This is a genomic window from Streptomyces sp. NPDC007863 (assembly GCF_040633895.1).
Classification (GTDB): domain Bacteria; phylum Actinomycetota; class Actinomycetes; order Streptomycetales; family Streptomycetaceae; genus Streptomyces.
In genome coordinates this window covers 182964-208558 of record NZ_JBEYEI010000018.1, presented here as the reverse complement: position 1 = coordinate 208558, position 25595 = coordinate 182964, and the positions used below count along the sequence as shown (strand labels likewise).

Annotated in this window: 16 protein-coding genes and 1 pseudogene; 8 read left to right on the top strand and 9 right to left on the bottom strand. The window is 73.1% G+C overall.

The genetic code is table 11. The features are described from left to right. Positions 1-33 precede the first annotated feature (33 nt). Positions 34-2217, bottom strand: a complete 2184-nt coding sequence (locus ABZ621_RS27150) for a discoidin domain-containing protein (protein WP_360608935.1) — start codon at positions 2215-2217, stop codon at positions 34-36. Between the two features lie 129 nt (positions 2218-2346). Next, on the bottom strand, positions 2347-4539 hold the full coding sequence (locus ABZ621_RS27145) for a discoidin domain-containing protein (RefSeq protein WP_360608933.1): 2193 nt from the start codon (positions 4537-4539) through the stop codon (positions 2347-2349). A gap of 191 nt (positions 4540-4730) precedes the next feature. Here ABZ621_RS27145 and ABZ621_RS27140 point away from each other — a divergent pair, with 191 nt between their 5' ends. Beyond that, positions 4731-5750 (top strand): LacI family DNA-binding transcriptional regulator, encoded by a 1020-nt coding sequence (locus tag ABZ621_RS27140; protein WP_360608931.1) that lies wholly within the window; start codon positions 4731-4733, stop codon positions 5748-5750. Positions 5751-5825: 75 nt separating this feature from the next. Here the strand turns inward: ABZ621_RS27140 and ABZ621_RS27135 are convergent, their stop codons facing one another. From ABZ621_RS27135 to ABZ621_RS27120, 4 genes are read right to left on the bottom strand one after another with little or no spacing between them, the layout of a single operon-like run. Then, on the bottom strand, positions 5826-7181 hold the full coding sequence (locus tag ABZ621_RS27135) for a GH1 family beta-glucosidase (protein WP_360608991.1): 1356 nt from the start codon (positions 7179-7181) through the stop codon (positions 5826-5828). A 47-nt stretch (positions 7182-7228) separates the two neighbouring features. After that, the gene (locus ABZ621_RS27130) at positions 7229-8113 is read right to left on the bottom strand and encodes a carbohydrate ABC transporter permease (RefSeq protein WP_360608929.1); all 885 of its coding nucleotides are present in this window, start codon (positions 8111-8113) and stop codon (positions 7229-7231) included. Beyond that, positions 8106-9098 carry a sugar ABC transporter permease gene (locus tag ABZ621_RS27125; RefSeq protein ID WP_360608927.1) on the bottom strand — a complete coding sequence of 331 codons (993 nt, stop codon included), beginning with the start codon at positions 9096-9098 and terminating at the stop codon, positions 8106-8108. The genes ABZ621_RS27130 and ABZ621_RS27125 overlap by 8 nt, the downstream gene beginning before the upstream one ends. Positions 9099-9109: 11 nt before the next feature. Continuing rightward, complete coding sequence (locus ABZ621_RS27120; protein ID WP_360608925.1) at positions 9110-10420, bottom strand: extracellular solute-binding protein; 1311 nt, start codon at positions 10418-10420, stop codon at positions 9110-9112. A gap of 171 nt (positions 10421-10591) precedes the next feature. Here ABZ621_RS27120 and ABZ621_RS27115 point away from each other — a divergent pair, with 171 nt between their 5' ends. Beyond that, positions 10592-11962 (top strand): ROK family transcriptional regulator, encoded by a 1371-nt coding sequence (locus tag ABZ621_RS27115; protein WP_360608923.1) that lies wholly within the window; start codon positions 10592-10594, stop codon positions 11960-11962. Between the two features lie 18 nt (positions 11963-11980). On the opposite strand, the gene ABZ621_RS27110 is transcribed toward ABZ621_RS27115, so the two are convergent. Continuing rightward, a complete protein-coding gene (locus ABZ621_RS27110; RefSeq protein WP_360608921.1) occupies positions 11981-12748 on the bottom strand; it encodes an NPP1 family protein in 768 nt (255 codons plus the stop codon). Between the two features lie 263 nt (positions 12749-13011). On the opposite strand from ABZ621_RS27110, the gene ABZ621_RS27105 reads away from it, so the two are divergent. Further along, positions 13012-13926, top strand: coding sequence for an endonuclease/exonuclease/phosphatase family protein (locus ABZ621_RS27105; protein WP_360608989.1), 915 nt, complete (start codon positions 13012-13014; stop codon positions 13924-13926). A 46-nt stretch (positions 13927-13972) separates the two neighbouring features. Here ABZ621_RS27105 and ABZ621_RS27100 read toward each other — a convergent pair whose 3' ends face one another. Beyond that, on the bottom strand, positions 13973-14881 hold the full coding sequence (locus ABZ621_RS27100) for an aldo/keto reductase (RefSeq protein WP_360608919.1): 909 nt from the start codon (positions 14879-14881) through the stop codon (positions 13973-13975). Between the two features lie 132 nt (positions 14882-15013). Between ABZ621_RS27100 and ABZ621_RS27095 the strand changes: the two genes are divergently transcribed. After that, complete coding sequence (locus ABZ621_RS27095; protein ID WP_360608987.1) at positions 15014-15940, top strand: DUF5937 family protein; 927 nt, start codon at positions 15014-15016, stop codon at positions 15938-15940. Between the two features lie 12 nt (positions 15941-15952). Here ABZ621_RS27095 and ABZ621_RS27090 read toward each other — a convergent pair. Continuing rightward, positions 15953-17113 (bottom strand): annotated as a pseudogene (locus tag ABZ621_RS27090) (PhzF family phenazine biosynthesis protein); the annotation flags it as partial. 173 nt (positions 17114-17286) lie between these two features. Here ABZ621_RS27090 and ABZ621_RS27085 point away from each other — a divergent pair. From ABZ621_RS27085 to ABZ621_RS27070, 4 genes are all read left to right on the top strand, one after another. Next, positions 17287-19119, top strand: a complete 1833-nt coding sequence (locus tag ABZ621_RS27085) for a ricin-type beta-trefoil lectin domain protein (protein ID WP_360608985.1) — start codon at positions 17287-17289, stop codon at positions 19117-19119. Between the two features lie 34 nt (positions 19120-19153). Further along, complete coding sequence (locus tag ABZ621_RS27080; protein ID WP_360608917.1) at positions 19154-22243, top strand: glycoside hydrolase family 3 N-terminal domain-containing protein; 3090 nt, start codon at positions 19154-19156, stop codon at positions 22241-22243. 133 nt (positions 22244-22376) lie between these two features. Further along, positions 22377-23825: an argininosuccinate synthase gene (gene argG / locus ABZ621_RS27075; protein ID WP_360608915.1), complete on the top strand. Its 1449-nt coding sequence runs from the start codon at positions 22377-22379 to the stop codon at positions 23823-23825. 212 nt (positions 23826-24037) lie between these two features. Beyond that, positions 24038-25585 carry a FadD3 family acyl-CoA ligase gene (locus ABZ621_RS27070; protein ID WP_360608913.1) on the top strand — a complete coding sequence of 516 codons (1548 nt, stop codon included), beginning with the start codon at positions 24038-24040 and terminating at the stop codon, positions 25583-25585. Positions 25586-25595: the final 10 nt, after the last annotated feature.

The window sequence follows — 25595 nt, the reverse complement described above, 5'->3', positions numbered from 1 at the left end:
AGTGGGGTGGGAGGAAGGGGTGGTGCGGGCCGGTCAGCTGTAGACGCCGAACTCGTGGAGGGAGTAGCCCCAGCCGGTGCCGCGTGCGGTCAGGTGCAGGCGGACGTGGCGGGCGGTGGCCGCTGCCTCGATGGTGTCGATGTCACCGTTGCCGGCGGTCTGGGTGTGGATCGTGCGCCAGTTCTGGCCGTCGTCGGAGACCTGGACCTCGTAGGCGCGGGCGTAGGCCGGGTCCCAGACGAGCTGGAGGCGGGAGAAGGCGCGGACGGAGCCGAGGTCGACCTGGATCCACTGGGGGTCGGCCCAGTCGCTGGCCCAGCGGGTGTTCGGGTTGCCGTCGGTGGCGTTGCCGGCCGGGCAGGGGCAGTCGCCGTAGGACGCCTGGAAGGAGGAGGCGGTGGCGGGCCGGCCCTGGGCGATGTTCGTGCCGCTGACGGGCGGGGCGACGACCTTCATCGACTTCGTCTCGATGCCGGCGTTGCCGCGGCCGTCCTCGGCCTGGACGTACACCTTCCACACGCCGAGCTTCTCGGGGGCGGTGACGGTGAGGGAGCCGTCGGCGTTGCGGCGGTGGGGTGTTTCGAGGAGCCGCTTGTCGCCGTTGGCGTAGTTGCCGCTGAGGAAGACCTTGGTGGTGACGGCGTCGCCGTCGGGGTCGCGGACGTCGGCGCGGATCGTGAACTCGCCGCCGGCCGGGGCGGATCCGGACGGGGTGACGGTCATGTTCGAGATGACGGGCGGGGTGTTGTCGCCGGCGGTGCTGCCCGTGTACGCCTTCTTGAGGGCGTAGTAGGAGAGCCGCTTGAGGCCGTCGGGCAGGAGGTTGAACCAGACGCCGCCGAAGTCGTGCTCGGTGCCGTAGTGGAAGACCGTGGCGCCGAGCGCGACGCCCTGGTGGCCGGTGACGCAGTTCCAGGCGCGGGTGTAGCCCTCGGCCTTCTGCACGTCGGTGGGCTCGTCGGCGACGCCGTTGGCGTCCTTCGGGGTCTCCCACTCCCCCGCCGGGCCGGTCTCGGTGATGAGGTACGGCTTGGTGTAGCCGCCCTGCTCCCAGTCCTCGCGGACGCCGCACATGTCGCCGTAGGCGTTCATCGAGTACAGGTCGAGGTCGGGGGCGTTGCGCTTGTAGTAGGGCCAGGCGCCGGTCCACGCGTCGGTGGAGGTGACGGGGTGGTCGGGGTCGATGGTGTGGATCTTCTTGGCGACGTCGTTGACGAAGCTCGTGTAGGCGTTGCGCTGGTCTTCGAGCTGGGTGCCGGAGTAGCAGTTCTGGAGGCCGAGGACGGATTCGTTGCCGACGTTCCACATGAGGGTGGCGGGGTGGGACTTGTACTCCTGGACCCACTTGGCGAACTCGTTCAGCATGTTCGTCTTGTACGTCGTGTCGTTGACGTAGTCGGCGCAGCCGCCGGAGCCGGGGCCGCCGCCGGGCTGGAGCCAGAAGCCGTTCATGACGCGGATGCCCTGGGCGGCGGCCGCGTCGAGGAGCGGCTTGGTGGAGCCGTCGGTGCCCCAGGTGCGGATGGTGTTGACGCCCAGCGACTTCACGTCGGGCATGTAGCGCCCGGCGTCGGCGACGGCCGGGCCCCAGGTGACGCCCTTCACGGTGTAGGGCTGTCCGCCGACGGTCAGCTGCCAGTTCCCCTGGCTTCCGGTGACGCGGACGGCGCCGCCGGACTGGGGCGGGGTGCCGCCCTCCTCGCCGTACACCTTGAACTCCCAGAGGGAGAGGCCGTATCCGCCGGCGCGGGTGACGCCCTGGAGGCGGACGTGGCGACCGGTGCCGGAGACGGCGATCTCGTCGGTGCCGCCGTCGGAGCCGGTCACGGACTTCACGGTCCGCCAGTCCGTGCCGTCGTCGGAGAGCTGGATGTCGTACGCGGTGGCGTGGGCGGCCTCCCAGTTCAGCACGATCCGGCTGACGGTGGCGGTGCGGCCGAGGTCGACCTGGATCCACTGGCCGTCGGTCCACTGGCTGGCCCAGCGGGTGCCGGGGTCGCCGTCGACGGCGGCGGAGGCGGGGAAGCCGGCGCCCTCGGTGGAGGAGGCGGTGGCCGTCCTGCCCTGGGAGAGCAGGGCCTCGGCGGCGGAGGCGGGGGCGGCGGTGAGCGCGGTCAGCGAGCCGGCGAGCAGGGCGCCGAGCGAGACGATCGAGGCGGCGGTGCGGGTGTGGGGGCGGATCGGCCGGACGGGTCCGGCGGTGGTGTGCGCGGGCATGACGGCTCCCTTACGGGCGCGAGGGGGGGAAGAGGATGTGCCTTCCGGGCGGCGCAGCGGGACGGATCGCCGCCCGGAAGGGGCGGGAGGGCCGGGGCGCGGCGGCGGGCGCCGCACCCCGGCGGGTCGTCACGGGAAGCTGACGACGGTGGAGGGCACGGTCGAGGTGCCGGCGGGGATGGTGGAGGCCCCGGTGTCGTTGATGACGTGGTTGTAGTGGCCCATGCCGCCGAGGGACACCACCAGGAGGCTGTGGAACTTCACCCCGGGCTTGACGGGCGCCTTGAAGCCGTGGTCCTGGACGATGGTCGGGTCCACGTTGTAGTTGCAGTAGCTGCCGAGTCCCCACGCCTCGTGGGTGTTCACCGAGTCGTCGACGCGGTAGGCGGCGTAGCCCTTGGTGGCGCCGTTCTGGATGGCGGCCTGGTTCGGGGCGTCGTACGCCTTCTCGTTCTGGTAGAAGATGGTGCGGCCGCGCTCGCCGTACCACTCGACGTCGTACTTGTTGAAGTGCTCGACGAAGAGGCCGGTGGCGAGGACGTCGTCGCCGTACACGCGGACGCCGTAGTCGGCGCGGTTGGTCTCCCAGCCGACCCCGTCACCGTGGTCGGCGCGCCAGACCCAGGTGTGGTCGACGACGACGTCGTCGCTGTGGACGGCCATGCTGGTGGTGGCCTTGCCGGGGCCGGCGCCGCCGACGCGGATGTAGACGTCCTGGACGGTCGTCGGGTTGGCGGCGTGGTCGGCGGCGGAGTTCTGCGGGCCGAGCTCCAGGAGGACCGGCGAGTTGACCGGGCCCGCGTCGATGAGGAAGCCGGCGAGGCGGACGCCGTCGACGTCGGCGACCTTCATGGCGGCGACGCCGTTGTCCGGGATGACCGTGGCGAGGCCGAGGCCGAGGACGATCGTGTTGGCGCGGTTGATCTCGATCGGCCGGTCGACGTGGTAGACGCCGGGCGTGAAGAGCAGGTGCAGGCCCTGCTGGACGGCCTGGTTCATGGTCGCGGCGGTGGTGCCGGGCTTGACGACGTAGAACTGGCTCAGCGGGATCTTCTCGCCCTGCGGGGTGCCGTTGGCCCAGGTGGTGCCGCGGGCGTTGGTCCGCTTGGCCGGGGAGAAGACCTTGTACTGGTTGTCCTCCCAGATCAGGTACGGCTTCTCGCGCGAGATCGGGGTGGTGTCCAGGGTGGTGTAGCGCGGCTCGGGGAAGGAGGTCGCGGGCGCGCCCTCGGTGCCGGAGAAGGTCTGGTTCCAGACGCTGTTGGACCAGCCGCCGATCGTGCTGTCGCGGGTGTACCACTGCTGCTGCGAGTAGTTGCCGACCTGGCCGTCGATCTTTGAGTCGGCGATGTAGCCGCCGGAGGCCCAGCCGTAGCCGTTCGGGGCGAGGTTGAGGTTGCCCTTGACGTGCATGCGGCGGAAGGAGGAGGCCTGGGAGACGGCCCAGCGGTCGGTGCCGTTGACCGGGTTGAGGGTGAGGCCCTCGGCTCCGCGCCAGAAGTTCTGGGTGGCGTTGCCGTTGAACCAGCCGGCGTCGACGGTGACGTCGCCGTTGATGCTGGTGTCGCCGGGACGGACGCCGAGGCCGGCGATCTGAGTGTAGAAGCCGAGCTGGGCGTTGAGGCCGTCGTACGTGCCGGGCTTGAGGAGGAAGGCGTGGCGGCCCGCGCCGAACTGGGCGGACTCCTGCTCCTGGAAGACGGCGTCCAGCTTGGCCTGGAGGCCGGGCGTGGAGGGGTCGTAGACGTGCACGTTGGGGCCGAGGTCGCCGCCGCCGGGCAGCGTCGGGCCGGTGCCGTCGGTGGAGCCGTACACCTGGAACTCCCAGAGGGAGTAGCCGTATCCGGTGGCGCGGGTCAGGCCGTTCAGGCGGACGTAGCGCCCGGAGCCGGAGAGGGCGACCTCGTCGGTGCCGCCGTCGCCGGCGGAGACGGCGGTGACGGTGCGCCAGTCGGTGCCGTTGTCGGAGGCCTGGATCTCGTAGCTCTTGCCGTAGGCGGCCTCCCAGGTGAGGACGGCCCGGCTGAGCTGCCGGCTGGTGCCGAGGTCGACCTGGAGCCACTGGGGGTCCTGCCACTGGCTGGCCCAGCGGGTGCCGAGGTCGCCGTCGACGGCGGCGGAGGCGGGGAAGACGGCCCCTTCGAGGGAGGAGGCGGTGGCCGTCTTCCCCTGGGAGAGGAGGGCCTCGGCGGCCTGGGCCGCGGTCGTGGGGACGACCGCGAGCAGGGTGCCGGCCAGGGCGGCGACGAGGGCGCCGGCCGTGGAGCGGCGGAGTGTGGGGGTGGGGCGCCGGCGAGCCGGCGGGGACCCAACGGAGGACATAAGTCTCCTCGGTGATACATGGCGGACACGTGGGAGAGCGCTCTCCCGAAACCTTGCACGGCCCCGGAGTTGACGGTCAAGCCATACGACACGACTTTTCTTTTGACTTGCATTAAGCATCGATCGCCGAGGGGGGCCGGGGAGCGCCTCCGTGCCGACCACCGGACGGACCGCACCGATAAAGTGCGTGGATGGGGAATCGAGGACCCACCCTTGAGGACGTCGCGCGCGAGGCGGGGGTGTCGCGCGCGACCGTGTCCCGGGTGGTCAACGGCGTGCGGAACGTGGCTCCGGAGATCCAGCGGGCGGTACGCGAGGCCATCGACCGCACCGGATACACGCCGAACCAGGCCGCCCGCTCCCTGGTGACCCGGCGCACCGGCGCCGTCGCCCTGGTGCTGTCGGCGACGGGCGGCTCGTTCACCGCCCGGCTCTTCTCCGACCCCTTCTTCGGACGGGTCGTCGACGGCGTCCTCCCCGTGCTCCGCGAGCGCGCCGTGCAACCCGTGCTGCTGGTCGCGGAGTCCGAGCCGGCCCGGGCGCAGCTGGTCGACTACCTGCGGCGCGGCGGGGCCGACGGCGCCCTGGTGGTGCCGCTCGACGAGGACGACCCGCTGCCCGGGATGCTCGTCGCGGCCGGACTCCCGACGGTGCTCTTCGGCAGCCCCGGCGCCGGCGTCGGCTACGGCTGGGTGGACCTGGACAACGCGGCGGGCGCCCGGCTGGCCGCCGAGCGCCTGTGGACGTCCGGGCGGCGGCGCCCCGCGACGATCGCGGCGCCCGTGACGGCCCCGGCCGCGCGCGCACGGCTCGACGGCTTCACGGCGGCGCTCACGGCCCGGGGCGTGACGGACGTGCCGGTCGAGCACGGGCTCTTCACCGAGGAGAGCGGCCGGGAGGCGATGGCCCGGCTGTGGCGGCGCGACCCGGGGATCGACGGGGTCTTCGCGGCGAACGACCTCATGGCGCGGGGCGCCTGCCGCTTCCTCGCGGAGCGGGGCGTGGCGGTCCCCGACCGGGTGGCGGTGATCGGCTTCGACGACTCGGTGGCGGCGCGGGCGGCCGCTCCCCCGCTGACGACCGTGCGGCAGCCGGTGGAGGAGATGGCCTCGGCGATGACCCGGCTGCTCCTGGCCCGCCTGGACGCGGGCACGCCGGAGACCGGTTCGAGGGTCTTCGAACCGGTCCTGGTCGTACGGGAGTCGGCCTGACCCCGGAGGGCCGGGCCGGCCCGGAAGACCGCCCCCCTGACGGCAGGGGCGGCCTTCCGGGCGGTCGGTGGTGGGTCAGCCTCGCAGGTCGCGGTGGGCGCGGATGAGTTCGGCGTAGCGGCGGCCGCTGGTCTTCACGGTGCGCTTCTGGGTGGCGTAGTCGACGTGGACGAGGCCGAAGCGCTTGTCGTAGCCGTAGGCCCACTCGAAATTGTCCAGGAGCGACCAGGCGTAGTAGCCGGCGAGCGGGGCGCCCTTGCGGACGGCGCTCGCGCAGGCCGCGAGGTGCTGCTCCAGGTAGCGGGTGCGGTCGGGGTCGTGGACGGCGCCGTCGGGGCCGGTGGCGTCCGGGAAGGCGGAGCCGTTCTCGGTGACGTACAGCTCGCGGACGCCGTACTCCTCGGTGAGCCGCAGCAGCAGGCTCTCCAGGCCCGCCGCCTCGATCTGCCAGTCCATGCCGGTGCGGGGCACCTCGGGGAGGCGGACCTCGCGGGCGTACGGGACGGGGCCCTCGGGGTCGTCGGCGACGGTCACCGGGAAGTAGTAGTTGAGGCCGTGCCAGTCGAGGGGGGCGGCGATGGTCTCCAGGTCGCCGGGCCGCTCGGGGAGTTCGACGCCGTACAGCTCGCGCATGTCGGCGGGGAAGCCGCGCCCGTACACCGGGTCGAGCCACCAGCGGTTGCTGTGTCCGTCCATGCGGGCGGCGGCGGCGAGGTCCTCGGGGCGTCCGGAGGCGGGCGTGACCGTGGAGTGGTTGGTGACCAGGCCGACGCGGGCGCCGGGCGCGGCGGCCCGGATCGCGGCCGTGGTGAGGCCGTGGCCGAGGAGGAGGTGGTACGAGGCGCGGACGGCGGCCGTCAGGTCGGTGAGGCCCGGCGCCATCCGGCCCTCCAGGTGGCCGATCCAGCCGGAGCAGAGGGGTTCGTTGAGGGTGGCCCAGCGGGTGACGCGGTCGCCGAGCCGGTCCGCGACGACGGAGGCGTAGGCGGCGAGGTGTTCGGCGGTCTCGCGGGAGGTCCAGCCGCCCCGGTCCTGGAGGGCCTGCGGCAGGTCCCAGTGGTAGAGGGTGACGGAGGGGGTGATGCCGGCGTCGAGGAGGCCGTCGACGAGCCGGTCGTAGAAGTCGAGTCCGGCGGCGTTGACGGGCCCGTCGCCGCCGGGGACGACGCGGGGCCAGGCGATCGACATCCGGTAGGCGTCGGTGCCGAGCTCCTTCATCAGGGCGATGTCCTCGGGCCAGCGGTGGTAGTGGTCGCAGGCCGTGTCGCCGTTGTCGCCGTTGTCGATCGCGCCGGGGACGCGGGAGAAGGTGTCCCAGATGGAGGGGGCGCGGCCGTCCTCGGCGACGGCTCCCTCGATCTGGTAGGCGGAGGTGGCCGTGCCCCAGGCGAAGGAGGGCGGGAAGGCCGCCAGGTCGAGGGGCGCGTCGATGGGGTCGGACACGGGGTGCCTTTCTGCGGTACGGGGCTGGGAGGACGTCACTTGACCGCACCCGCGGTGAGGCCGGCGACGAGGTAGCGCTGGAGGAGGAGGAACCCGACGACGACGGGGACGCTCACCACGAGGGAGGCGGCCATCACCTGGTTCCAGTAGACGTCGTTGAGGGTCGCGTAGCCCTGGAGGCCGACGGCGAGCGTGCGGGTGGTGTCGTTGGTCATGACGGAGGCGAAGAGGACCTCGCCCCAGGCCGTCATGAAGGCGTAGATCGCGACGGCGACGATGCCGGGGCGGGCGGCGGGCACGATCACCCGGAACAGCGCCTTGACCGGGCCGCAGCCGTCGACCTTGGCCGCCTCGTCCAGCTCGCGCGGGATCGAGTCGAAGTATCCGGTGAGCATCCAGATGGAGAACGGCAGCGAGAAGGTCAGATAGGTGAGGATCAGACCCTCGCGGGAGCCGAACAGCGCGATGCCGGTGGCGTTGCCGAGGTTGACGTAGATGAGGAAGAGCGGCAGCAGGAAGAGGATGCCGGGGAACATCTGCGTCGACAGGACGGTGACGGTGAAGACCCGCTTGCCGCGGAAGGTGTAGCGGCTGACGGCGTAGGCGGCGAAGATCGCGACGATCACCGACAGGACCGTGGCCCCTCCCGCGACCACGATCGAGTTCACGAAGTAGTCGGCGAGGGGAACCGTCTCCCAGATGTCGAAGTAGGGCGCGACGGTGAGCCCGGAAGGGATCCACTCGAACGTGCCCGACACGTCCTCCAGCGGCTTCAGGGAGCTGGAGACCATCACGTACACCGGCAGCAGGACGAAGCCGGTGAGGAGGGTGAGGACGATCCGCCGGGTCCAGAGGAAGGAGCGGGGCGGGGCCATCGGGGAGCGCGGCCGGGCCGTGCGGGCGTGGGCGGCGTCAGACATCGGAGGTCTTCCTTCCGCGGGTGGTGAGCAGGAGGTAGACGCCCGTGACGAGGAGGAGGAAGAGCAGCAGGAGCACGGACATGGCCGAGCCGGTGCCGAAGTTCCACGTCTGGAAGGACGACTGGTAGATGTGGAGCGAGATGAGGTCCGCGGCTTCCGGTGCCGCCTCGCCGAAGAGGACGAACGGCGTGTTGAAGTCGTTGAAGGTCCACAGGAAGAGGACCAGGACGAGGACCTGGTTGACGGAGCGCAGGGACGGCAGGGTGATGTGCCGGATCTGCTTCCAGACGCCGGCCCCGTCGAGGGAGGCGGCCTCGTACATCTCCCGGGGGATGTTCTGGAGGCCGGCCATCACGGTGAGGAAGGCGAAGGGCCAGCCCTTCCAGACGGAGACGACGAGCAGGGCCCAGAAGCTGTTGTCCCCGATGAGCCAGAAGGCGGGGCTGTCGCCGATGCCGAGCTGGTCGTGGAGGAGGTGGTTGATGACGCCGTTGTCGCGCTGGAACATGAACGCCCAGGTGATGACGGCGGCGTAGACCGGCAGGGCGTACGGCACGAGGAAGAGGGTGCGCAGGACGCCCCGGCCGCGGAACTTCTCCTGGAGGAGGACCGCGGCGGCCGTGCCGAGGAGCCAGCACAGGCCGACGGAGAGCACGGTGAACTGGCAGGTCGTCAGGAAGGACTTCAGGAGCGACTTCCCGACGGCCGCGTCGAAGTCGAGCGCGACCGAGAAGTTGTCCGGTCCCGACCAGGGAGCGGTGGCCCAGTCGCGGATGTAGAACTGCGTGAGTTCCTTGAAGCTCATGGCGATGCCCATGAGCATCGGCACGAGGTGCACCAGGAGTTCGAGGAGCAGGGCGGGCAGGAGCAGCAGGTAGGGCAGTGCGAGACGGCGACGCCCGGAGCGGCGTGCGGTGCGCGCCCCTCCGGGTGTGGCCTTGCGCACCGCCGGCTCCCGTGCGGGGGTGACGGCGGTCTGGGTCATGGTACCGGCGCCTACTTCTTCGGCATCTGCTGCTGGGCCTTGTCGAGCCTGGCCTTGACGGACTCGGTGGTGACCGGCCGGCCGGCGGCGGCGTCGGCGAAGAGCTCCTTGACGGCGGTGCCGACGACGGTCTCGAACTGCGACTCCTCCGGGACCTGCGGGAGGGCGGCGGCGCTGGTGGCGAGGGTGTCGCGGATGACGGCGAGGGACGGGCCGGAGAAGGCCTTGTCCTTCTGGGCGGTCTTGACCGGCGGCACGGAGCCGTAGGTCTTGTTGAGGGCGATCTGCTCCTCGTCGCTGGTCATGAACTTCACGAACTTCAGGGCGCCGTCGAGGTTCTTGGTGTTCTTGAAGACGGCCATGTTGATGCCGGCGACCATCGAGTTGGTGGCGGTGCCGGTGCCCGGCTTGCCCGAGGGGACGGGGGCGGGGACGACGCCCCACTCGTCCTCGCTCATGCCCTGGGAGGCGAAGGTCTGCGACGGGGTCTGCCAGAGGACCATGCCCGTCTTGTCCTTGGCGAAGTCGCTCAGGGACTGGTTCTGGGCGTACTCGGCGTTGCCCGGGGCGACGATCTTGTGGGTGGCCATGAGGTCGACGTACTGCTTGACGGCGGCGACGGCTCCGTCGGAGGTGAAGTCGGGCTTGCCGTCGGCGGTGAAGAAGTCGGCGCCGTGCTGCTTGCCGAGGACGAAGACCTGGTGGATGTTGTTGGAGAGGTTGGAGCCCTCGACGCCGATGCCGTTCTTGCCCTTCTCGCCGAGCTTCTTGCCCGCGGCGACCACCTCGTCCCAGGTCGTCGGCGGCTTGGCTATGCCGGCGTCCTTGAACAGCTGCTTGTTGTAGTAGAGGGCGTAGGCCATCGAGTAGAGCGGGACGGCGGCCGGGTCCTGGCCGGGCACGCCGGTGGAGCCGAGGGCGGAGTCGACGAAGCGGTCCTTGCCGCCGATGGCGTCGAGGTTCTCGGCGTCCCAGGGGAGGAGGGCGCCGGTGGCCTGGAGGGAGGCGCTCCAGGTGTTGCCGATGTTGAGGACGTCCGGGCCCTGGCCGGAGGTGGTGGCCGTGAGGATCCGGTTGAGGAGGTCGGACCACGGGATCACCTCCAGCTTCACCGTGATGCCGGTGCGCCGCTCGAACTCGTCCAGCTCGGGCTGGAGGACCTTCTTGTCGACCTCCAGGCTGGAGCCCTGGTTGGAGGCCCAGTAGGTGAGGGTCTTCGTCGCCTGGCCGCCGCCGTCCTCCCCGCCGCCGCCACAGGCGGTCGCGGTGAGCACGAGGGAGAGGGTGACGGCACCCGTGACGGCGGCTCTGATTCTGCGCATGGCTCCTGGTCCCTTTCAGGGAAGGCGGGAGGACCGACAGGGGGAGCGCCCGGACCGCTCTCCGCCGCGTCGGCTTAATTTAGGATGTGAGTTAAACCCCATGAGAAGGTCGCGTCAAGGCTTGTCGTGCGGGTATGTTGCAGCGGACGACTACGAGGGGCGGGGACGAGAGTGCACGCGAAGAGTGGCCGCACGGTGCGCGACCTGCGGCGCGAGAACCGGGCCGCGGTGCTGCGGAGGCTCTACTTCGACGGGCCGATGAGCCGGCTGATGCTGGGCCCCGCGACCGGCCTCTCCTCCGGCTCGATCAGCAACGTGGTCGCGGAGCTGGTCGCCGAGGGGCTCGTCGAGGAGGCCGGCAGCGTCGACTCCGCGGGCGGACGCCCCCGCACCCTGCTGCGGATCGCCCCGGGCAGCGGCTGCATGATCGGCGTCGACATCGGCGAGACGCGGGTCCGCATCGAGCTGTTCGACCTCGCGCTCACGGAACTGGCGCGCACGGAACGCCCGTTGGCGACGTCGGGACCACGGACGGGGCGGTACGAGGTCGGGGTCGTCGTCTCCCACCTCCGGGACGGCATCGCGGAGGTCCTGCGCGCGGCGGAGGTCCCCGCGGAGCGGCTGCTCGGGGTCGGGATCGGCGTCCCCGGCATCGTCGAGCACACCGACGCGGACGGGGCGGTCGTGCACGGCCAGACCATCGGGTGGGACGCCATCCCGCTGGAACGGCTGCTGCGCGAGGCGGTCGACCTGCCGCCGGAGGTCCCGTACCGCATCGACAACGGCGCCAAGACCCTCGGCCAGGCCGAGATGTGGTTCGGCGCCGGCCGGGGCGCCCGCAGCGCCGTCGTCGTCCTCTTCGGCTCCGGCGTCGGCGCCTGCGTCGTCACGGACCCGCTGGGGCCCGGACGCGCCCTGGAATGGGGCCACCTCACGGTCCGCGTACGCGGCCGGCGCTGCCGCTGCGGCGCGCAGGGCTGCCTGGAGGCGTACGCGGGCGCCGAAGCACTCCTCGAACGCTGGCGCGAGGCCGGCGGCCGGCCACCGGCGGGCGCGGACGAGGAGACGGCACTGACGGCGATGCTCGCGGCGGCGTATCCGGCACCTGCCGGACCCCACCGGGCCGCCGGCGGGGCGGAGCCGGCCGGGGCCGGGACCGGTGCGGCCGGAGTCGGGGCGGGGCCCGATGCGGCGGCGGTGGTCGTGCTCGACGAGACCGCCGAGTATCTCGGGGCCGGGCTGGCCGATCTGATCAACCTGTTCCAGCCCGAGCGGATCCTCGTGGGTGGCTGGGCCGGGCTCCAGCTCGGGTCGCGGTTCCTCGCGGCCGTGTCCTCGTACGCCCGCGCGTACGCGCTGCGGCACCCCGGCGGACGGACGGAGATCGCGCTCGGCACGCTCGGGCCCGAGGCGGTGACGGTCGGGGCCGGGCTCCTGCCGCTGGTCGACTTCTTCGCCCAGGGCGGGCGCCGCCCCGAGCGGGCGCCGAGCATCCCGGCGCCCGCCTGGCAGACCGCGCTGCGGGACCGCGTCTCCACCTGAGAGACGCCCCCGCACCGGCTACGCGTAGGGGTCGAAGGCGATGCCGGCCGGCTTCGCCTTGGCCAGGTGGTCGGCGAAGCTGCCGTCCTTCAGGCCGAAGTGGGCGCTGCCGAAGTCCGCCTGGCTGAGCTTCTCGCGGATGCCGGCCGGGTAGCCGTCCCAGCCGACGAGCGCGGGGAACTGCCAGGTGCCCTGGTGGTTCTCCGGCGGCTCGTCGTTGCCGTTGGCGGCGCGGAAGCAGTGCGTGCCGATGCCGTCCTTGTGGTAGACGACCTTCGGGTGGGTGCCGTCCCAGCGGATGGCGTCACGGCCGTGGACGGTGAAGGACCCGTGGTTCGAGGTCGACACGTACTGCGCCTGTCCGTTCTGGATCCAGACGACGACGTGCTCCCAGTCGTGGCGGTGACCGCCGAGGCCGCTGCCCCAGACCGCCTGGTCCTTCTCGAAGTACAGGCCGTAGAGGACCGCGCACCAGCCGTTGTCGCACCGGGCGCGGGAGTAGCCGTTGGTGTTGGTGAGGTCCCAGGAGTCCCTGCACTGGCTGTTGACCGTGCCGGAGGGGTTGAGCCCGGGGTTGAGGGTGCCGTCCGGGCCGATGGCGGCCGTCGAGTAGCAGCCGTCGGTGTCGTAGTCGTACGCCGGCTGGTAGGTCTGCTCCAGGGCGGACGCGTTCGCGGGCAGCGCCGGCGGCGGGGCGGCGAGGGCGGTGCCCGGGACCGCGAGGAGGAGGGCGAGGGCGCTGCCGAGGACGGCGGCCCCCTTCGTGACGCGACGCGAGGTCTTCAACTCCGGCTCCCTGGTGGGGTCGAGGTGATGGGGGGTGAGGGGTCGCACCGTGTGCCGGACGGTGGACCGGAGGATCGCGCGCTGACATGCCCACTCCAAGTCGCCCTCAAACGGCCCGCAACCGCCCGACCGTCGGAAACGTCCTGATCAGAGGTGCCGGGGGAAGACCGGGGAAAGGACGGATGGCGGTGGCGGGGCGGACAGGGAAACCGAGGGCGCGATGGCCGCGGCGGAAGCCGGGGGGCGAGCCCCGGCCCGGCCGGCTGCTCGCCGCTCTCGGCGTGGCGACCGCCGCGCTGCTCGCGCTGCACCGCCACGTGCCGAACACCCCGGGGCGGCTGGGCAGTCTGCTGGAGACCTTCCTGTTCTGGCTCGGCCCGCTCACCGCGCTGCTCCTCCTCGCCGCGGCGGTGCGGCGCGCCCGCACGGCCCTGGTCGTCCTGCTCCTGCCGGCCGTGGTCTGGGCCGCCGTCTTCGGTCCGCGGCTGCTGCCCGCGGGGCCGCCCGGTCCGCGCGAGCTGACCGTCGTCCAGCACAACGTCGCCGACGACAACGCGGATCCGGCCGCTACGGCCCGGGCGCTGGCGGACTCCGGCGCCGACCTGATCGCCCTCCAGGAGCTGGTCGACCCGGCCCTGGCGGTCTACCGCCGGGAGCTCGCGCCCCGCTACCCGTACCACTCCGTGCGGGGCACGGTCGGCCTCTGGTCCCGCCACCCGCTCGGCGCCGCCCGGGCGCTGGACATCAGACCGCGGGACATCACGGAGCCCTGGCAGCGGGCGCTGCGGGCCGAGGTGCGCACACCGTACGGAGAGGTGGCGGCGTACGTCGTCCACCTGCCGTCCGTACGCCTCGGGGCCACCGGCCTCGCGTCGGCCCGGCGCGACGAGAGCGCCGCCCGCCTGGGACGGATCCTGGCGACGGAGCGCTCCGCGCGGGTGATCCTGGCCGGCGACCTCAACGGCACCGTCGACGACCGCGGCCTGGCCCCGCTGACCTCACGCCTCGACGCCCCCGAGCGGGGCCTCGCCCTGAGCTACCCCGCCGCCCTCCCGGCGGCCCGGATCGACCAGGTCCTCGCGCGCGGTGGACGCGTGCCCGCGATCCGCGCCCTCCCTGCCACCGGAAGCGACCACCTGCCGGTGCTGGCCCGCGTCGCACTGGACGCGGACGCGTAGCCGATCCGCGCGGTCCGGGCGGGCCGGGCGGTCCGGCGGTCCCGGCTCATGCGGCGGCGTGGTGGACGGCGTCGAGGGCGGCCAGTCCGTCCTCGGAGAGGCGCAGCGCGCCGGCCGCCACGTTCTCCTCCAAGTGGCCGAGGTCGCCGGTGCCGGGAATGGCCAGGACGTGGGGGCCGCGGTGCAGCGTCCACGCCAGCCGGACCTGGGCGGTGCTCACCCCGTGGGCGCGGGCGACGGCCTCCACCGTGCCGTGGTCGCGCGCGGGTGCGCCGGCCTCCCGTCCGTCGCCGGCGATCGAGTAGAACGGCACGAAGGCGATGCCCTGTTCGCCGCAGAGCCGCAGGAGCGCGTCCCGGTCGGGCGAGAAGCCGATGCCGTGGACGTTCTGGACGCAGACGACCGGTGCGATGGCCTGGGCCTCGGCGAGGTGGTGCGGGTGGATGTTGGACAGTCCCAGGTGACGGATGAGACCGGCGTCGCGGAGTTCGGCGAGCGCGCCGAAGCGGTCGGCGATCGAGTCGGTGCCGACGATGCGGAGGTTGACGACGTCGAGGTGGTCGCGGCCGAGCCGGCGCAGGTTCTCCTCGACCTGGCCGCGCAGCTGCCCGGGGGTGGCGTGCGGCAGCCAGTGGCCCGAGGGATCGCGGCCCGGTCCGACCTTGGTGGCGATGACGAGGTCGTCCGGGTAGGGCGCGAGGGCGTGGTTGATCAGCTCGTTGGCGCAGCGCAGCGACGAGAAGTAGAAGGCGGCGGTGTCGAGGTGGTTCACGCCGAGGTCGACCGCCCGGCGCAGTACCGCGATCGCCTGGTCGCGGTCGCGCGGGAGGGAGCCGGGGGCGAACGCCGCGCCGTGCTGCGGCAGGCGCATCGTGCCGAATCCGATGCGGCGGACCGTGCGGTCGCCGAGCTGCCAGGTGCCCGACGCGGACGCGTCGGTCGTCTGTGAGGTCATGGCGGGATGATCCACGCGCGGTAGCCTGTCAGGCCATTGATTCACGCATGTCCGAATCCACAGGGGGGCCGTGTGGCGGAGCTGGCGTTCTCGGCGAACGACCTCGCGCAGGTGCGGTTCGCCGTCTCGCCGATGTGGGAGGTCGCGCCCAGCTTCCGGCTGCTCGCGTCCGACACGGCGCATCCGGTCCACCGCGCCTGGGCCGAGCAGGTGCGTCCCCGGGTCGTGGCCGCCGGGCTGGACCGGGGGTGGCTGGCCGAGCTGATCGGCCCGTCCGGCTACGTGCCCGACTTCCTCAACCCGGCCCCCTCGGGGCCCGCGCCCACCGCGGCGGACGAGTGGGACGCGATCTCGGCGACGCCCGTCGACCGCGTGCGCCAGGACCTCGACCACCTCGCCCGCCACCAGGGGCGGCTCGGCCCCCGGCTTTCCGGCCTGCACGCCGATCCGGCCGCCCGGCTGCCCCGGCTCGCCCAGGAGCTCGCGACGTACTGGGACCTGGCACTCGCCCCCTACTGGGCCCGGATCAGGGCGGTCCTGGACGCCGACGTGTTCCACCGGGCCCGCACCCTCGCCGAGCACGGCGCCGGCCGGCTCTTCAACGACCTGCACGCCTCGGTGAGCTGGGACGACAACGCGCTCACGCTGACCCGCCGCAAGCGCGGCATGCCCCGTCGGTCCGCGGGCGCGGGCCTGCTGCTGCTCCCCTCCGCGTTCACCGGCCCCGGTCTGCGCACCCGGGTGCGGCCGCCGGACCCGCCGCAGCTCGCCTATCCGGCGCGGGGTGTCGGCGCCCTGTGGGAGACGCGGCCCGCGACCGGTGCCCGCGCGCTCGACGCGGTCCTCGGCCGCTCACGGACGCTGCTGCTGACCGAACTGGGGTCGCCGGCCTCCACCACCGAACTGGCCCGCCGCACCGGACTCTCGCCGGCCGGGGTGTCCCAGTGCCTGACCGCCCTGCGCGACGCCGGCCTGGTCAGCGCGCACCGCGCCGGCCGCTCCGTCCTCTACGCCCGCACCGCCGCCGCCGAAACCCTCCTCCAGGCCGCCTCCGGCTGAGGCGGTGCCCCCGAGGAGGATCCGGGGGCGGCCGTCCGGGCCGGGGCGGGCGGTGGCGGTGAGGGTGGCGGGCCGGCCGAGGGAGTCGCCCATGTCGACGGTGAGGGCGATCCGGCGGCCCGGCCCGGCGAGATGGGCGGCGAGGCAGGCCGTGCCGTTGGCGTTCGCGATGTCCTCGTCCACGCCGATCGAGGGGGCGAACATCCGGGCGGCGACGGCGCCTTCGCGCGTCGGCGCGGAGTAGGCGTACACGCCGAGCAGCCCGAGCCGGTCGCAGACGGCCCGGAGGTGCCCGAAGTCGGGGGCGAGCGCGGCGAGTTCGGCTCGGTCCGCCACCGGGAGCAGCAGCCGCGGGCGCCCGACGGAGGCGACGCGGCCCGGACCGGCGGGACGGCGGCCGAGACCCAGGGCGGGCAGGAGGAGGGCGTACGCGGCGGGGTCCGGCTCCCGCAGCTCCACGGGTCCGGGGTCGAAGGCGGCGTGGACCAGCCCGTCGGCCCGGCGCCGGGCCCCCGCGGCGAAGACCCGCCCGGCGGCGCGCAGGAGTCCGTCGAACTCCCCGGTGCGGCCGGCGATACGGGCGAGGGCGGCGATGGTTCCGTGCCCGCAGGCGGGAAGCTCCCCCGCGGAGGTGAAGAACCGCAGGGCGTGGGCCGGCGTGCCGGGCGGGCCGGGCGGCAGCGGCGTGACGAAGACGGCGTGCGAGGCCCCGGTGAGCCCGGGGATCCGCCGCCGCTCGTCGTCGTCCGGCGGCGTCACCGGACCCCGCCCGATCGGCACCGGACCCCGCCCGCCCGGGACCGGGCGGCCCTCCGCGCCCCGGGCCGGGGCTCGGCCGTCACCGTCGGCTCCGGGGCCCGGGGGGCCGGTGGCGCCGGGGCCCGAGCGGCGTTCGGCTCCGGAGCTTGATGGGCCGCCGACTCCAGGGCCCGAGGGGCCGCCGACTCCGGGGCCCGAGCGGCCGTCGGCTCCGGGTTCTTCGACGACGGCCGTGGGGCTGCCGCCCCCGTCGCCGCGCAGGCAGGCTCGGACGATCGTCGTGGATCGGGTCACCCGGCCACCGTAACCTCCCGAACGCGCCCGGCCCCATGGGCCGTTGTACGAGCCGTCAGGGCGGGCGGCCGCTTCGGGAGTTGGAGGCGGGAGGGGTTGACGGGGGCTCGGCGCCTCCATAAGTTCACAGCTTGATAAAAGGCTTGCCGCCTTGTGGGACACGTGTGGACTCGGGCGGGCCGGGTCCGTACGGCAGCGCGGCACCGCCTCGACGAAAGGGTTGTCAGGTGCAACTCAAGCTTCTACGGGGTGCACGTCCCCGGTCCCTCGCCGCCCTCCTCACCGGCGCCCTCGTGGCGACGGGCCTGGTCCTCACCGCGCCCGGCACCGCGCAGGCGGCCGGCGAGCGGGTGGACGTCTGGCTGACCACCACCTCCGACGCCGGAGGCCGTACGGTCACGCGGGGACTCGCCCCGCAGGCCCCGCTCGCCTTCGGACCGGCCGGCGGCGGCGCGAGCCACACCATCACCGTCGACGAGTCCACCACCTACCAGCAGTTCGAGGGCGGCGGCGCCTCGATCACCGACACCACCGCCCACCTCTTCCGCGGCGGGGCGATCAGCGCCGCCACCCGCGACGAGGTGATGCGCAAGCTCTTCTCCCCCACCGACGGCATCGGGCTCTCCTTCGTCCGCAACCCCATCGGCGCCTCGGACCTCTCCCGGCCGGGGAACGTCTCCCTCGACGACACCTGCTGCGACCTGAACGACTTCGGCGCCAACGGCTACGACACGAACGTGCGGCTGCTGACCGCGCAGGCCAAGCAGCTGAACCCGGCGCTGCGGGTCAAGGGCGTGCCGTGGAGCGCGCCGGGCTGGATGAAGGACAACGGCCGGATGGACCAGATGGGCTGGCTGAAGTGGGAGCACTACCCCACGTACGCCCAGTACCTGGTCAAGTACATCCAGAGTTACCAGGCGGCCGGCGTCAAGGTCGACTACCTCTCGGTGCAGAACGAGCCGAACTGCTGCCAGGCCGGCAACCCCACCGCCATGAACTACCCGGGCATGAGCTGGAACCCGTCCGGGCTCGTCGAGTTCACCAAGAACCACGTCTACCCGGCCTTCCGGGCCGCCGGGATCACGACCAAGGTCCTGGTCCACGACTGGAACTACGGCGACTACGCGAACTTCGGCGCGGCGGTCCTCGGTGACGCGGGCGTCCGGAACGACCCGCTCTTCGGCGGCATCGCCTGGCACGGCTACTTCGGCGACCCCGCCGTCGGCAGCCAGGTCCACGACCAGTACCCGGCCGTGCGGCAGTTCAGCACCGAGCACTCCGGCGGCACCTGGATCGGGAACCAGCACAACGAGGACCTCAAGGACATCGTCTCCTACGCCCGCAACTGGAGCAGCAGCCTGGTCAAGTGGAGCCTGGCGCTCAACCAGGACATGGGCCCGCACAACGGCGGCTGCGGCACCTGCACCGGTCTGGTCACCGTGCAGGAGGGCGGCGCCCGGGCCGGGCAGGTCGACTACACGGTCGAGTACTACACGACCGGTCACCTCACCAAGTTCGTGAAGCCGGGGGCGTACCGGATCGCCTCGACCGACAACGCGACCGTGCAGAACGTCGCCTGGCGCAACCCCGACGGTTCCAAGGCGCTGATCGCGCACAACGGCGGCGGCTCCGCGCAGTCCGTCCGCGTCGACTGGGGCGGCCAGTCCTTCACGTACACCCTGCCCGCCCGCACCACCGCCACCTTCACCTGGGCGGGGACGCCGGGGGCGGGCGCGCCGGCCGGGGCGCTGACCGGGCTCGCGGGCAAGTGCCTGGACGTGGCCGGCGCGTCGAGCGCCGACGGCACCGCCGTCCAGCTGTACACCTGCAACGGCACGTCCGCCCAGCGGTGGACGCTCGCCGCGGACGGCACGGTCCGCGCGCTCGGCAAGTGCCTCGACGTCACGGGCGGCGCCACCGCCGACGGGACCAAGGTGCAGCTGTACACGTGCAACGGAACCGGTGCCCAGCGGTGGAGCTACGACCCCACCACCCACGACGTGGTGAACACCGCCGCCGACAAGTGCCTGGACGTCACGGGCAACACCTCGGCCGACGGCACGCGGGCGCAGATCTGGTCCTGCACCGGCGCCGCCAACCAGAAGTGGACCCACCAGCCGTCCTGACCGCCTCCCCTTCCCCCCGTCCTCAGGAGGACCCATGCCGCACCAGCACCACCGGCGCAGAGCGCGCCGCCACCGCACCCTGGCCGCCACCGCCGTCACCGCCCTGATCGCCGGGCTCGTCGGGGCCGTCCCCAGCGCCGCCGCGCCCGTCGCCGACGAGCCGGCCCCCCGGGCCGTCGACCGCTTCGAGGGCGAGGTGCCCTTCGCGAACCCGCCCGCCGAGGGGATCTTCACCTGGGGCAGCGACACCGACGACCATCCGGCGCTCACGCTCGCCGCGCGGGCCGACGCCCCCGAGGGGAGCAAGGTCCTCGAAGGCCGCTACGACATCAGCGGCTGGGGCGGCTTCACCCATGACTTCGCCTTCGACCAGCCGGCCCAGGACTGGACCGCCCACGGCGGCATCCGCTTCTGGTGGTACGGGCAGAACACCGCGCCGCTGCCGCCCGGTTCGGGCAAGCGGATCGCCTTCGAGCTGAAGGACGGCGGTGCGAACGGCGAGGCGTCCGAGCTGTGGACGACCTCCTTCACCGACGACTGGGAGGGCTGGCACCTCGTCGAACTCCCCTTCTCGTCCTTCCGGTACCGCGCCGACTACCAGCCGGTCGGCGGCATCGACCAGATCCTCGGCCTCGACCGGATGTGGGGGTACGCGCTGACGCTGCCGACGGGCGCGCCGGGCTCCTTCGCGCTCGACGGGGTGGAGCTGTACGGGAAGGCCGAACCGGCGCTGACCACCCAGGTGGTCACGGGGGCGGCCGTGCACCCGGTGGCGGAGGGCTCCGCCGCCCGGATCGACGTCACCGTGAACACGACCGGGGCGGTGCCCACCGGCGAGCCGGTCACCGTCACGTACGCGACGGACGACTCCGGTCCGGCCGCGGCGGGGAAGGACTACCGGCCGGTGGCCGGCAGCTTCGTCCTGCCGGCCGGGACACCCTCCGGCACCACCCGCTCGATCACCGTGGAGACGCTGAAGGACCGCGCCGGCGAGGCCGCCGAGACCATCCCGGTGAAGCTCACGGTCGAGGGCGCCAAGGCGCCCGCCGAGGACCCGGTCGTCGTGGTGGACGCGCACGGCCTTCCGTACCTCGACAAGCGGCTCCCGGTGGAGCGGCGGGTCGCGGACCTGCTGTCCCGGATGACGCTCGCGGAAAAGGCCGGACAGATGACCCAGGCCGAGCGGAACGCGCTGCGGGCCCCTGGCGACATCGCCGGGTACGCGCTCGGCTCGCTGCTCTCCGGCGGCGGCTCGGTGCCCACCCCGAACACGCCGGAGGCGTGGGCGCGGATGGTCGACGGCTACCAGCTGCGCACCCGCGCGACCCGGCTCCAGATCCCGCTGGTCTACGGCGTGGACGCGGTGCACGGGCACAACAACGTCGCCGGGGCGACGGTCATGCCGCACAACATCGGGCTCGGTGCCTCCCGCGACCCCGCGCTCGCCGCGCGGACCGGCGCGGTCACCGCGAAGGAGGTGCGGGCGACCGGCGTCCCGTGGGACTTCGCGCCGTGCCTCTGCGTGACCCGGGACGAGCGCTGGGGGCGGTCGTACGAGGCCTTCGGCGAGGACCCGGCCCTGGTGACCGCGATGGAGACGGTCATCGACGGCATGCAGGGCGCGGCCGACGGGCGCGACCTGGACCGCAACGACAAGGTGCTCACCAGCGCCAAGCACTTCGTGGGCGACGGCGGCACGGAGTTCGGGTCGTCAACGACGGGCTCGTACACGATCGACCAGGGCGTCACCCGGGTCACCCGTGAGGAGCTGGAGGCGGTGCACCTGGCGCCGTTCGCGGAGGCGGTGAAGCGCGGCGCGGGCACGGTCATGCCCTCGTACTCCTCGGTCGACATCATCGGGGACGGCCTCGGCCCGGTGAAGATGCACGCCCACGCCGAGCTGATCAACGGGGTCCTGAAGGACCGGATGGGGTTCGAGGGCTTCGTCATCAGCGACTGGCAGGCCATCGACCAGATCCCCGGCGACTACCCCAGCGACGTGCGGACCTCGGTCAACGCGGGCCTCGACATGATCATGGTGCCGACGAACTACCAGGAGTTCACCCGGACCCTGGTCGCCGAGGTCGAGGCGGGCCGGATCCCGGTCTCCCGGATCGACGACGCGGTGGCCCGGATCCTCACCCAGAAGTTCCGGCTCGGGCTGTTCGAGAAGCCGTACGCGGACACCACCCACCTCCCCTCGGTCGGCTCGGCCGAGCACCGCGCGGTGGCCCGCGAGGCGGCGGCCGCCTCCCAGGTGCTGCTGAAGAACGACGGCGGAGTGCTGCCGCTGAAGGCGGAGCAGAAGGTGTACGTGGCCGGCTCCAACGCCGACGACCTGGGCAACCAGACCGGCGGCTGGACGATCAGCTGGCAGGGCTCCTCCGGGAAGCGGACCACCGGCACGACGATCCTCGAAGGGATGCGGAAGGCCGCGCCCGGGCTGACGTACTCCCAGGACGCCACCGCGCCGGTGGAGGGGTACGACGCCGGGGTCGTGGTGGTCGGCGAGACGCCGTACGCGGAGGGCGTCGGGGACGTCGGCAACGGCCACGACCTGGAGCTGAGCGCCGCCGACCGGGCGGCGGTCGACCGGGTGTGCGCGGCGATGCCGTGCGCGGTGCTCGTCGTCTCCGGGCGGCCGCAGCTGATCGGCGACCGGCTGCCGGGCATCGACGCCCTGGTGGCGTCCTGGCTGCCGGGCACCGAGGGCGACGGCGTCGCCGACGTGCTCTTCGGCCGGAAGCCGTTCACCGGGCAGCTGCCGGTGACCTGGCCCCGCTCGGAGGCGCAGCTGCCGATCAACGTCGGCGACTCCTCGTACGACCCGCAGTTCCCGTACGGCTGGGGGCTCACCACCCTGACGGCGGCGCCGAAGGGCGGCGAGACCGCGCTGAAGGCGCTCGGGCTCACGGCCCGGGTGCTCCAGGCGGCCGGCCGGGGCGATTCACCCGAGGCGCGGCGTCTGGTGGCCCGGGCCCGGCTGCTGGTGCAGGATCGCATCGGGCAGCGGGTCACGGCGGCGGTGGCGAAGCCCTTCGCCGAGGCCGACCACCGGCTGCTCTCCGGTGACCCGGCGGGCGCGGTGGCGAAGCTGACCGCGGCCTACCGCGCGGCCGGCTGAGCGCGGGGCCCGGTGGACCGGCCTCGCGCGAGGCCGGTCCACCGGGCCCGTCCCGGGCCGCCGCGGTCCGTCACCGAGGCCGTCACCGAAGCCCTGCATTGCATAGCCATGCGGATTCATGCATACTATTGCCATGTCCAAGGTTCTCACCTCCCTTCCCGTCGGCGAGCGCGTCGGCATCGCCTTCTCCGGTGGTCTCGACACCTCCGTCGCGGTCGCGTGGATGCGTGACAAGGGCGCGGTGCCCTGCACGTACACCGCCGACATCGGCCAGTACGACGAGCCCGACATCGCCTCGGTGCCCGGGCGCGCCAAGACCTACGGCGCCGAGGTGGCCCGCCTGGTCGACTGCCGCGCCGCGCTGGTCGAGGAGGGGCTCGCCGCCCTCACCTGCGGCGCCTTCCACATCCGCTCCGGCGGCCGCGCCTACTTCAACACCACCCCCCTGGGCCGTGCCGTCACCGGCACCCTCCTGGTGCGGGCGATGATGGAGGACGACGTCCAGATCTGGGGCGACGGCTCGACCTTCAAGGGCAACGACATCGAGCGGTTCTACCGCTACGGCCTGTTGGCCAACCCGCACCTGCGGATCTACAAGCCGTGGCTGGACGCCGACTTCGTCACCGAGCTCGGCGGCCGCAAGGAGATGTCGGAGTGGCTCGTCGCCCACGACCTCCCCTACCGGGACTCCACCGAGAAGGCGTACTCCACCGACGCCAACATCTGGGGCGCCACGCACGAGGCGAAGACCCTGGAGCACCTGGACACCGGCGTCGAGACCGTCGACCCGATCATGGGCGTGCGGTTCTGGGACCCGTCGGTCGAGATCGCCCCCGAGGACGTCACGATCGGCTTCGAGCAGGGCCGCCCGGTCACCATCAACGGCAAGGAGTTCGCCTCCGCCGTCGACCTGGTCATGGAGGCCAACGCCATCGGCGGCCGCCACGGCCTGGGCATGTCCGACCAGATCGAGAACCGGATCATCGAGGCCAAGAGCCGCGGCATCTACGAGGCCCCCGGCATGGCGCTGCTGCACGCCGCCTACGAGCGCCTCGTCAACGCCATCCACAACGAGGACACCCTCGCCCAGTACCACAACGAGGGCCGCCGGCTCGGCCGCCTCATGTACGAGGGCCGCTGGCTGGACCCGCAGGCGCTGATGATCCGCGAGTCGCTCCAGCGCTGGGTCGGCGCCGCCGTCACCGGCGAGGTCACCCTGCGGCTGCGGCGCGGCGAGGACTACTCGATCCTCGACACCACCGGCCCCGCCTTCAGCTACCACCCGGACAAGCTGTCCATGGAGCGCACCGAGGACTCCGCCTTCGGCCCGCTGGACCGGATCGGCCAGCTGACCATGCGGAACCTCGACATCGCCGACTCCCGCGCCAAGCTGGAGCAGTACGCCGGCATCGGCCTCATCGGCACCGGCGGCCCCGCCATCGGCGCCGCGCAGGCCGCCGCCACGGGCCTCATCGGCTCGATGCCCGAGGGCGGCGCCGAGGTCATCGCCTCGCGCGGCGAGACCCCCGACAACGAGGAGAAGGCGCTCGACCGCGCCGCCATGGAGACCGGCACCGACTAGTCCCCGGCACTCCGAGCACCACCCGAGGAGGGGCGGCCCCAGGCCGCCCCTCCTCCGCGTGCACCGCCGCCCCCTTCCTCCGCGCCCCCTCCTCCGCGCCGCCCCCTCGGCGCCGCACTTCCCGGTCAGCGGGAAACGGCTCCTGCGCCCGGCCGCCCCGCCTGCGAGGCTCCCCTCCGTCGTGGATCCACGCAACGAGGACGGGACGGATCATGAGGGGCGCCGAGACTCTGGCCAGGCTCGCGGACTGGGCGGCGGAGAGGTACGGGGACGAGGAGGCCCTCGTCTCCGGCGGGGACCGCTGGACCTTCCGGGAACTGCGCGACCGCGTCGACGAGGCGGCGCGCGCGGTGATCGCGCGGGGCGTGGGCCCCGGCGACGCGGTCGCCGTGTGGGCGCCGAACAGCGCCCGCTGGGTGGTGGCCGCGCTCGGCGCGGTGGCCGCCGGGGCCGTCCTCGTCCCCGTCAACACCCGCTACCGGGCCACCGAGACCGCCGACATCCTGCGCCGCTCCCGCACCCGGCTGCTCTTCACCGAACACGACTTCCTGGGCACCGACTACCGCGCGCTGCTCGCCGGCTCGGGCGAGGAACTCCCGCTCCTGGAGCGGACGGTGGCCCTGCACTCCGACGACTGGCCGGAGTTCCTGGCGGCCGCCGGACGGGTCACCCCCGCCGAGCGCCTCGCCCGCTCGGCCGCCGTCCGCCCCGGCGACCCCGCCGACGTCCTCTTCACCTCCGGGACCACCGGCCGCCCCAAGGGCGTCCCCACCACCCACGGACAGAACCTGCGGGTGTACGACGCCTGGGCCCGCACGGTCACCCTGCGGCGCGGCGACCGCTACCTCCTGGTCAACCCCTTCTTCCACACCTTCGGCTACAAGGCGGGCGTCCTCGCCTGTCTGCTGCGCGGGGCCACGATCGTCCCGGAGCCGGTCTTCGACGCGGCGACGGTCCTGCGCCGGATGCGGGACGAGCGGATCTCCGTCCTCACCGGGGCCCCCACCGTCTTCACCTCGCTCCTCCACCACCCCGACCGCGCCGCGTACGACCTCGGCGCGATGCGCATGGCGGTCACCGGCGCGGCGAACATCCCGACCGCGCTCATCGAGCAGATCAGGAACCTCCTCGGCGCCCGGTCCGTCTCCACCGCCTACGGCCTGACGGAGGCGACCGGCGTGGTCGCGATCTGCCCGCCGCACGAGTCGCCCGAGACCCTCGCCCACACCTCCGGCACCGCCCTGGAGGGCACCGAGCTGCGCGTCGACGCCCCGCCCGGCGAGCCCGGCGAGATCCTCACCCGCGGCTTCCACGTGATGAGCGGCTACCTCGACGACCCCGGGGCCACCGCCGAGACGGTCGACGCGGACGGCTGGCTGCGCACCGGCGACGTCGGCGTGCTCGACGCCCGCGGCTTCCTGCGGATCACCGACCGGCTGAAGGACATGTTCGTGGTCGGCGGGTTCAACGTGTACCCGGCGGAGGTCGAGCAGGTCCTGCGGAGCCATCCGGCCGTGCTCGACGCGGCCGTCGTCGGGGCGCCCGACGGACGGCTCGGCGAGGTCGGCGTCGCGTACTGCGTGCCCGCCGCCGGCGCCCGGATCGACGCCGCCGAACTGACCTCGTACACCCGTGAGCGCCTGGCCAACTTCAAGGCCCCGCGCGCCTTCCACACGCTCCCGGCCCTCCCCCACAACGCGGCGGGGAAGGTCGACAAGGGCGCCCTGCGACGGCTGGCGGGGAACCCCGCCGGCGGATGAGGAGCACGCA